A 9,599-nucleotide genomic window follows, 5' to 3' on the forward strand; every position below is an offset into this window, starting at 1 on the left:
GACGAGGAGCTTAGAATGATCCAAGACCGATTAAACAACCGACCCAGAAAACGATTAGGATTTAAAACACCGAGTGAAGTCTTTATGCAATCTTTAAACCGTGTTGCACTTCGTGTTTGAATTCACCAAAGCTTAATGGTAGTTAAATATTTAACCTTAAAACTTTTATACCAGCAATTAAATGCCCATTAAAACTGGTCAGCTTAACTATTATTTTACTTTACTTGCCGTTATTTCTTGGCTTGCTTACTCAATACCGCCCTTAAGATGGGTTTATGGGGGGGCAAATTTATCGACCTTCTACGGCGAAAACATTGGATACCATTTTTTTTGGTCTATGCGATTTGTAGATGGGGCACTTAATGATGTCATCATTCCGTCCCAAGGGGCTGTTATGGCAATCATTCAAAATATCTATTACATAAGCGGGAAACACTTTACATCAGACCTTTTGCAGCAAACAAATATCTTTGGATACCTCACCATCGCGACTCCATTAATCGGGTGGTTATTTTTATTGCTTTGGATTTCTTGGGATAACTATTTACCAAAGTCGACAAGACTCGGGCTAATTTTTACTCCACTAATTTTTGGTCTAATTAATCATACTTTATTTGCTTATCAACTGTATCCAGACTATCACTCATACGTCAAATTATTTTTGTTTGGGACATTTTATTACTACCTTAAAAATTTCATCTATAAAACTCCTACTTTTAGTGCATTTATTGTCTTTGGTATCCTTACTGGCACGATAGGTGCACTTAAATTACCAATCATCATTTTTCCGATTGGGTTGTTTCTATCTTACTTTGTAAGTACTACTAATTACAAAAAAAATATTTATTTTTTAATCAAATTTATTGCTGTAGTAATAATTACTTTTTTCAGCTATTTCTTAATTCTATTTAAATGTAACTTAAGCTCTATTTATGATTTTTTCTACAGCATTCTACATGTTGCAGGAACCTCAAGCCCAATGGTTATTGGGGATTTTTGGCCAACAGATTATTTGTCGATTGATTGGCTTGCCAATCCTAATTTAAATTTAATTATCTTATTTACCATTTTTATAGTTTTTGCATTAATACAAGCGATAGTTTTAAATAAATTCAAGTCAAAATCACTTGTAATTCTTTTTATAACTGCATTGATCACATTCTTAGTAACCATCAAAAGAGGTGGTGGCGCAAGTTATGTAGACAATATCGTCATTATCACTTTATTAATACTATTGACCTCGTCTTATCCTGAATCAAAATTGCGTAATTCTCTTTCTTACGCTGTGGCCATTCTTTTTATTGCCTGGCCTTTAACTTGGATTTTTTCATCAAAGCTTAATGCGCTTCCTAATTATCAGACTAATAATTTTCTATTGAATGCATTGACTAATGGGGGGGATTGGCAGCGCCCAATTTACGCATGGAATGATAAGCAAGACTTGCCAATTTATGTCATAGTGCCATCAAACTCTTACGCCTTAGGTACCTTAGAAGATATGATTATGAGAGGCTTTTCTAATTCAAACCAGGGGTGGTATGAATCCAATATAAACCCCTCTCTGATTAAACTATTTCCAAAGCATAAATTCGGCAGCTACGATATGCAGCTTCCAAACAGACCTTTTGTTTTTCAATTTATAGCTGCGGAAAATCCTTTTCCACTAGTAGATAAAGATGAGCTGGAAAAACATCTACGAAATATGGATCGCTTGATGAAGGGGTATAACTCAGGGCCTTGTTTTGAAGTAATTCAGCCATTGGTTGGTGCCACAGTTAAATCCTGCGTAATGACACCCAAAACCATAAGCTAAATACCATTTTGTTCACAAAAATGAGCGTCTATTCCATCCAATCGAATGGGTATAATTGAGGCATTTTCGAAACCTCTTATTTTGCTGCTTTATTAATAGGCAAATTAATCAGGGCTTTATTTACCAAATACTCACGATCCTTCCTCCATATATTTAGGAATTTTGCAAATGCCTCACATTAATAATGGTCAGATATCAGCAAACGAGCTCTTAACAAGCATGCTTTTTATTCGTCAGGTTGAAGAAACAATATCAACCCTATACTCAGAACAAGAAATGCGCTGTCCTATTCATCTCTCAATTGGTCAGGAGGCGGCAGCAGTTGGGGTTTGCCAAGCGCTTGAGTCTGCGGACCAAATCTTTAGTACCCACCGCTGTCATGCGCATTACCTTGCCAAAGGCGGAGATCTGAGTGCGATGATTGCAGAAATTTATGGTAAATCTACTGGCTGTATTGGAGGACGTGGTGGTTCCATGCACTTAATGGATACAAGCAAGGGAATTATTTCCAGTGTCCCCATTGTTGCAAGCTCAATTCCGCTTGCTGTTGGTGCAGCCCTTGCAGACAAGATTGATGGACGTAAAAGAGTTTCCGTGGCATTTTTTGGCGATGCCTGCGTTGAAGAGGGTATTTTTCATGAGAGTGCTAACTTTGCTAGCCTCAATAACCTGCCAGTACTTTTTGTTTGTGAAAACAATTTCTATTCTGTTTATACCCCCCTTAATGAACGTCAACCAGATCGTCCTTTAACTGCCCTTGCTGATGCTCATGGCATAAAGTCACTACATGTGGATGGAAATAATGTTTTGCAGGTATTAGAGGCCAGCAGAACGGCAGTTGAGTACTGCCGTTCTGGCAAGGGCCCTTTTTTCCTTGTACTAGATACCTATCGCTGGAGAGAGCATTGTGGGCCAAATTATGACAATGATATTGGCTACCGAGCCGAATCTGAATTTTTAGAGTGGAAGGAGCAAGATCCGGTTAGCAATTTTATCGACGCACTTAAAGCAAGCAATCAATTAACAGATCAAGAATTACAAAGCATTACAGCAAAATTACAAGAGCAGATTGATGCCTCTTTTGTATTTGCCAAGGAGTCCAAACTCCCCACTCCGGATGAAGTATCACAATTTGTATATGCGGAAAATGAATAATGACTAAGACACATTTAATCAACACTGGAGATGCTATCCGCGAGGGTCTTATTGAAATTGCCAAGAAAGATTCGTCGGTGATTTTTTTTGCGGAAGGAGTATCTGACCCCTCCTCCGTATACGGAACAATCAAAGGCTTAAAAGACCATATTTCCAGCGATAGAGTTATTGAAATGCCCGTAGCCGAAAGCGGACTTACAGGCATTGCAATTGGCGCTGCCATGATGGGAAAAAGGCCAGTGCTGAGCTTTCATCGTGTTGAATTTGCTCTTTTGGCAATGGAACAAATTGTTAATAATGCTGCCAAGACGCATTACATTAGCAAGGGGCAACATCATGTGCCAATCGTTATTCGCCTCATCATTGGGCGCGGCTGGGGCCAAGGCCCAGAGCACTCCCAAAGCCTTGAAACTTTATTTGCATTAATACCAGGACTCAAGGTAATTATGCCCACGTATCCTCGTGATGCAAAGGGTATGATTATTGCCGCAGTTCAAGACAATAATCCCGTAATAGTGATTGAGCATCGCTGGTGCCACTATGTAAAAGGTGAAGTTCCAGATGGCTTTTACACTGAACCCCTGGATGGCCCCCGTGAGCTGAAAAGCGGTAAAGATATCACCCTTGTGTCGAGCTCCTATATGACCTTAGAGGCAATGAGAGCGGCAGAAAAACTGCAAGAAATTGGTGTTGATGCAGCGGTATATGATTTGCGCGTAATCCGCCCCCTTAATCTACAAAAGATCTATGACTCGGTTAACCAAACTGGTCACTTAATTACTATAGATACTGGATTTAAAAAATTTGGTATAGGCGCTGAAATATGCTCTGAAGTAGTTACCCATTGCTTTGACAAACTTAAAAAAGCACCTGCTCGGATTGGCATGCCTGATCACCCAACCCCAAGCTCACGAGGTTTACTACCAGGACTATATCCAGACGCAGTAAAGATTTTGAGAGAAGCGGGAGAAATGCTTGGGGTATCAAATGAAAAAATTGTCCTTGCTACTGAGAGGTTGATAGCCGATCGCAAAGGTCTTCCAGTTGATGTTCCTGATCCATTTTTTACAGGGCCTTTTTAAATGCACGTACGATATTCTCCATTAGGCCAGCAGTATGCTGATCCAGAACCGATTTTTAAAGAACTTCGCGAACTCGTTGCTAGCGGCGACTTCACCTTAGGCAAACCTGTCTCAGAATTTGAGGCAATGTTTGCAAAAATGCTTGGAGTTAAACATGCTATTGGTGTTGGTTCTGGTACAGACGCTTGCAAAATTCCATTGAAGGCCCTGGGCTTAGGTCCTGGTGATGAGGTGATAACTTGCGCGAATACCTTTTGGGCAACTGTAGGCGCTATTAATGAAGTAGGAGCAAAACCTGTTTTTGTGGATTGCAACGATAACTTTTGCATCAATACTGATTTAATTGAACGTGCTATTACACCCCAAACCAAGGCGATCATGCCAGTGCATCTAACTGGTGATGCTGTAGACATGGAAGCAGTTCTTAAGATAGCCCAAAAATACAATTTGCCAGTTGTAGAAGATGGCTGCCAAAGCTTGCTTGGTGAAATTAATGGGAAAAAAGTTGGTACATTTGGAATAGCCGCAGCCTTTTCTATGCACCCCTTAAAGATCATCAATGTTTGGGGCGATGCAGGAATCATTGTGACCAATGATGATGCAATGGCTGAGCACTGCAAGTTACTCAGAAATCATGGGCTGAAGAATCGCGATGAAATGATTCTTTTGGGCTACAACACCCGCCTTGATTCAACACAGGCTGTTGTAGGGAAATATATTGTCCCTCAGACTCCATGGATAGTTGAGCAACGCGCAAAAAATGCTCAGTATTTAGACGCTGGACTAAAAAATATTCCTGGCGTTCGAATTCCTGAGCGTAAGCCTAATATAAAACATGTCTATCTTTTATACATATTATTTGTAGAGCAACGTGATGCTCTACTTAAATATTGTATTGAAAATGGGATTGAAGCAAAAATTCATTACCCAATCCCTCTATATCAACAAAAAGCCCTTGATTATCTTGGTCATCAACCTGGCGATTTCCCTGTAACGGATCGACACGCCAAAGAATGCATTACTTTTCCGATTGACCAACATCTGTCAACGCAGGAACTAGACTTCATCATCGAAACTGTTCGTAACTTCTACCTTAAATAAGAGAATTCCTCATGAAAGTCCCATTTATTGATTTACAACAACGTTACCAAGAAGAGAAATCTGAATTACTAGCATGCGTTGATAACGTTTTGTCAAAAGGCCATTTAATCTTAACTCAAGAAGTAAATGAATTCGAAGAACAGGCCGCCAAATATATTGATGTCAAGCATGTAATTGGCCTAAATTCCGGAACCGATGCACTAATGATGGCGCTCTGGGCATATGGAATTGGTAAAGGGGATGAGGTCATCACCACACCCGTATCATTTGTGGCTACTACTGGTGCAATTGTCCACGTAGGCGCTACCCCTGTTTATGTTGATGTTTGTGATGATCAAAATATTGACGTAAGCAAAATTGAAGCAGCAATTACTCCTCGTACAAAAGCAATCATGCCAGTTCACTGGAGTGGTCGAATTGCCAACATGGATGTAATCATGGCGATTGCAAAAAAGCATAATCTGATTGTGATTGAAGATGCAGCTCAGTCAATGGGCGCTTACTATCGTGGCAAGCATGGTGGCAGCTTTGGAGATGCAGCAGCCTATTCTGCGCATCCACTAAAAAATCTCAATGCCCTTGGTGACGCAGGCTTTATGTCCACTAATGATGATGAAGTCAATAGGAAAGTTCGCCTTTATCGAACGCATGGCTTAGAGTCTCGTGATAACTGTGTACTTTATGGAGTCAATTCTAGATTAGACTCTCTCAATGCTGAAGTCTTGAAATTCCGACTTGAGCGACTAAAGGCAATTGTAGATAGACGGCGTCACAATGTGGAGCTCTATAAAAGCATTATCAAACAGGAGTCTATTTTTATACCCCCTGAAAAACCAGAAGAACATAACTCTTATGTAATGTTTATAACCCAAGCAGACCAACGCGACAAATTAAAAGATTATCTACAATCACATGATATTGAATCATTGGTTTATTATGGTACCCCTCTACATTTGCATAAAGCAGCTGCTCGCTTTGGATTAAAAAAGGGAGACTTACCAGTAGCTGAAGCACAATGTGAAAAAGTTTTAGCACTCCCACACCACCAAAATTTGACAGATGATCAGATTACTTATGTAGCCGAAAAAGTTAATGCATTTTATGGAGTTTAAGTATGCCTAAGAATATTCTCGTAATTGCCCCACACTGCCTTGACGAAATTCTGGGATGCGCAGGAACGGTAGCAAAACATATTGCTGCTGGTGATACCGTAAATACTGCTATTTTATTTGGCGATGGTCAGCATCAAGATGCAGCTCGACGCCAAAATGCTATTGCCGCCTCTAAAATTCTTGGTGCCAATGAGCCTATATTTCTTGGGTTTGCCGAGAACCGCTCTGACACTATTGCACTTCTTGATGTTGTTTCTAGGCTAGAAAAACTTCTAAACCAAATAAAACCGGAAGCTGTCTATATCAATCATGGTGGGAATTTAAATATAGATCACCAAACCACCTATAAGGCTGGCGTAACAGCTCTTCGACCAGCCCCCGGCTGCCCAACGAAGGCCATCTACTCATACGAGACTCTCTCCTCCACAGATTGGGCGCCTCCAAATCCTGGAAATAGTTTTCAACCAACCTATTTCATTGATATCAGCCGCTCTTTGGAGCAAAAAGAATTGGCATTAAAGCAATATATTGGTGACGTTAAACCTTCACCGCATTCACGTTCCTTAGAATCACTTTTTGCTCAGGCAACAGTCAGAGGACATTCTGTAGGATTAAAAGCAGCTGAAGCTTTTATGGTTTTACGTCAGATACAAGATTAGTTAAAAGTACTATAAGGAAAATGGACAACACGACACAAGCCTTAGTATTTTTCCTATTTACGCTTAGCGTCATTCTGATTAATTTTTCGTATTTCCACTTTATTTTCAGGCACGGGTCTTTAAGAGCCTCAGAGGGTGGAATATTTAAACTTCAGCTTATATCTTCTTGTTTTGTTGTTATTTTTGGGGCTATTTTAATCCTTAACAACCCTGATCCTATAATTATTTCTTGTGTACTTGGATGCGTTTTTTTGCACGGGATTTACAGCTTAACCTTCCTCGAGTTTTGGGCGCTAGCTCAAGGTAGCTTCTCACAAGAAATAGTTAAATTATCCCTTCACCAGCCAATTACAGATACTTCACTTACCAAACTGATAAATATAGGTAATGGAAAATTAAAAACCAGATTAAACGGGCTTCATGCTGGAGGGATGATTAAACTTCAAGATGGGCTATGGGTTATATCACCGAAAGGTATCCCATCTTCCGCCTGCATGCTTTACATCCAGAAGATGGTTAAGCTTCAGGATCCAGGATAGATATGTGGATCATATATTCTGCCGCTATATTCTTACTTGCCGTAATAACACATGCAATTCTTATTAGAATTTTTCCGCTCATTGGAAGGCTGGTTCTATTCATTATTTCAGGCTCTCTTTTGGGCCTAGGTCTAGTTGCATTAATTGTTACTGAGTATAGATTTTTTTCAGTTCAATTATTTTCCGCAGTAATTATGTATAGCTTTCTTTGCGAACTATACATTTTTCTTTTTTCTTCGCTACTAAGCAGTATCTCAATGAATATTCTGTCTATGCTATATGGCCATAGAAAAGAATCAATTGATATCACAAAGATTTACTCTGGTGAAAAAATGGTTTCTATTAGATTGGCACGCCTTACCAAATTAGGCATGTTAAAGAAGGAAAAACAAAACCATTCAATCACAGAAAAAGGTATTAGATTTTTGCATTCCATGGAAAAATTACAGCACTACTTCAAGAACAAAGCTTAAAAGCATTTCCAAGAATACAAATTTACATTAAACGGATACAAAGCTCTGGGAATAAAAAAATCAGGCTTACTAAAAATTGGGGCAAACTTTGTAGACCATTTTGAATAAAAGCTCTTTTGACTAAATTGAGCCCCAGGAAATGCTCTCAATCCTAGTTGCTTTAGATAATCGTCCTTCCAAAAATACATATCTAACTTAGTACCTAAGGATTTTTTTACAATATTCCAAACAATATCTTCAGCCACATTGAATGGAAAAATTGGACTGACATCAAAAATCATAATTTCACCAGATGGCTTAATAACCCGTCCTAGCTCTTTGAAAACCTCATTAAGGATATTTCTATTATCAGCAACAGAATTAGCAGTCATGTGATGAATAGAATAAAAACAAACCACTCGGTCGACAGAGTGGTCAATAAGGGGAATGCTGGATGCAGAGCCAAATATTCCCAAATCAACTTGGCTATTGGCAGCAATTGAGCCAAGGGATGGGTCAAGCCCAATCAAAAATGTATCCTTGGGATGCTTATAGGGCAACTGAGGCCCACACCCGATATCCAAAATGACTTCGCCTGGATTAATCGTTTTCAAAAAAAATTCTATTTGCTTGTTATAAAATATATTTTGGGTTCCAACTTCACTATTCCCCTCAATCATCGTCTGATAGAGTGCATCAAAGTAAGATTGCCCATCAATAGAGCCAGCTAAGTAAACCTTTTTATAAAAAAGAGAATAACTAGGGGAGCATGAGCAACTTAGTGCGTCAGCTGGGAGAGTGCCTTTACAAGCTGGGCACCTAAGGATTGAATTAACGTTCATTTCTTAATGCTCTTACTCTTAGGTATTAAAACCAATAATGCGGAGATAGTGGAAAATATTCTTAACCAGTTTTTAATGTTGAGGGCATCTGACTGCTGAGACTCTTCAGCGCCTTCTACTCCAACCTGCACATAAGTTGCTCCAGATCGAATTAACTTTATTAATATTTCAGCTTGAAATCCAAAGCCGCTGTCAGAGTATGGCAGCGGCTTAATTAGCGATGCTTTGTGAATTGGCAGACCATTATAGTAATGAAGATCTAGATTAAAGAATAAATTGAGCAATTTAGTATAAGTTCTAGATAGCAAATATCTACCATTTGACTTAATCATTTTTAAGTTTTTCATCCACGGGATTACTATGTCTGCGGTTCCAATATACGGAATTAACTTGTCAAGAGAAGTTATTGGCAAACCTCCGTCACCACATAGCAAAATAATATAATCGCCTTTAGCCCGAGAAACCCCTAACCTATAGGAGGCACCAAAACCAAGATTTTTAGCATTATGAATCACAGAAATGCGTGGCTCATCCTGACAGAAGGAATCCATAACCGTTGGAGTTGAATCAATACTTCCATCATTAATGAGAATTATTTCAAAATCTGTAAATTTAGATTTAGCTAAGGCCAAAGTATCAAAAACCACACTCGGTAGAATTTCTTCCTCATTTAAGGCGGGAATGATTATAGATATAGAAAAATTAGACATTAAATAGAGGTGAATTCAAACACGAAGTGCAACACGGTTTAAAGATTGCATAAAGACTTCACTCGGTGTTTTAAATCCTAATCGTTTTCTGGGTCGGTTGTTTAATCGGTCTTGGATCATTCTAAGCTCCTCGT

9 protein-coding genes are annotated in these 9,599 nt (G+C 39.1%); 7 read left to right on the top strand and 2 right to left on the bottom strand.

Annotated features, from left to right (window positions below; all coding sequences use genetic code 11):
- Positions 1–181: 181 nt before the first annotated feature.
- From LZT22_RS12470 to LZT22_RS12500, 7 genes are all read left to right on the top strand, one after another.
- Entirely contained in the window at positions 182–1,813 is a 1,632-nt protein-coding gene (locus LZT22_RS12470) for a hypothetical protein (RefSeq protein ID WP_233925627.1), read from the top strand.
- Between the two features lie 168 nt (positions 1,814–1,981).
- The gene (locus tag LZT22_RS12475; protein ID WP_233925628.1) at positions 1,982–2,968 is read left to right on the top strand and encodes a thiamine pyrophosphate-dependent dehydrogenase E1 component subunit alpha; all 987 of its coding nucleotides are present in this window, start codon (positions 1,982–1,984) and stop codon (positions 2,966–2,968) included.
- The gene (locus tag LZT22_RS12480) at positions 2,968–4,050 is read left to right on the top strand and encodes an alpha-ketoacid dehydrogenase subunit beta (RefSeq protein WP_233925629.1); all 1,083 of its coding nucleotides are present in this window, start codon (positions 2,968–2,970) and stop codon (positions 4,048–4,050) included. Before LZT22_RS12475 ends, LZT22_RS12480 begins: the two co-directional genes overlap by 1 nt.
- On the top strand, positions 4,051–5,151 hold the full coding sequence (locus tag LZT22_RS12485; protein ID WP_233925630.1) for a DegT/DnrJ/EryC1/StrS aminotransferase family protein: 1,101 nt from the start codon (positions 4,051–4,053) through the stop codon (positions 5,149–5,151).
- An 11-nt stretch (positions 5,152–5,162) separates the two neighbouring features.
- Positions 5,163–6,263 carry a DegT/DnrJ/EryC1/StrS aminotransferase family protein gene (locus LZT22_RS12490; protein ID WP_233925631.1) on the top strand — a complete coding sequence of 367 codons (1,101 nt, stop codon included), beginning with the start codon at positions 5,163–5,165 and terminating at the stop codon, positions 6,261–6,263.
- A 2-nt stretch (positions 6,264–6,265) separates the two neighbouring features.
- The gene (locus tag LZT22_RS12495; protein ID WP_233925632.1) at positions 6,266–6,922 is read left to right on the top strand and encodes a PIG-L deacetylase family protein; all 657 of its coding nucleotides are present in this window, start codon (positions 6,266–6,268) and stop codon (positions 6,920–6,922) included.
- A gap of 20 nt (positions 6,923–6,942) precedes the next feature.
- Positions 6,943–7,461 (top strand): hypothetical protein, encoded by a 519-nt coding sequence (locus LZT22_RS12500; RefSeq protein WP_233925633.1) that lies wholly within the window; start codon positions 6,943–6,945, stop codon positions 7,459–7,461.
- Between the two features lie 469 nt (positions 7,462–7,930).
- Here LZT22_RS12500 and LZT22_RS12505 read toward each other — a convergent pair whose 3' ends face one another.
- Positions 7,931–8,527: a class I SAM-dependent methyltransferase gene (locus LZT22_RS12505; protein WP_233925634.1), complete on the bottom strand. Its 597-nt coding sequence runs from the start codon at positions 8,525–8,527 to the stop codon at positions 7,931–7,933.
- A 224-nt stretch (positions 8,528–8,751) separates the two neighbouring features.
- Positions 8,752–9,465, bottom strand: a complete 714-nt coding sequence (locus LZT22_RS12510; protein ID WP_233925635.1) for a glycosyltransferase family 2 protein — start codon at positions 9,463–9,465, stop codon at positions 8,752–8,754.
- Positions 9,466–9,599: the final 134 nt, after the last annotated feature.

Origin of the sequence: Polynucleobacter sp. IMCC 29146, assembly GCF_021395195.1 — a bacterium.
In the GTDB taxonomy this organism is placed as follows: Bacteria; Pseudomonadota; Gammaproteobacteria; order Burkholderiales; family Burkholderiaceae; genus Polynucleobacter.

Bases quoted from the DNA above. Each gene is read 5' to 3' on its own strand.
- LZT22_RS12470 (WP_233925627.1), top strand. From the start codon at position 182: ATGCCCATTAAAACTGGTCAGCTTAACTATTATTTTACTTTACTTGCC.
- LZT22_RS12475 (WP_233925628.1), top strand. From the start codon at position 1,982: ATGCCTCACATTAATAATGGTCAGATATCAGCAAACGAGCTCTTAACA.
- LZT22_RS12480 (WP_233925629.1), top strand. From the start codon at position 2,968: ATGACTAAGACACATTTAATCAACACTGGAGATGCTATCCGCGAGGGT.
- LZT22_RS12485 (WP_233925630.1), top strand. From the start codon at position 4,051: ATGCACGTACGATATTCTCCATTAGGCCAGCAGTATGCTGATCCAGAA.
- LZT22_RS12490 (WP_233925631.1), top strand. From the start codon at position 5,163: ATGAAAGTCCCATTTATTGATTTACAACAACGTTACCAAGAAGAGAAA.
- LZT22_RS12495 (WP_233925632.1), top strand. From the start codon at position 6,266: ATGCCTAAGAATATTCTCGTAATTGCCCCACACTGCCTTGACGAAATT.
- LZT22_RS12500 (WP_233925633.1), top strand. From the start codon at position 6,943: ATGGACAACACGACACAAGCCTTAGTATTTTTCCTATTTACGCTTAGC.
- LZT22_RS12510 (WP_233925635.1), bottom strand. From the start codon at position 9,465: ATGTCTAATTTTTCTATATCTATAATCATTCCCGCCTTAAATGAGGAA.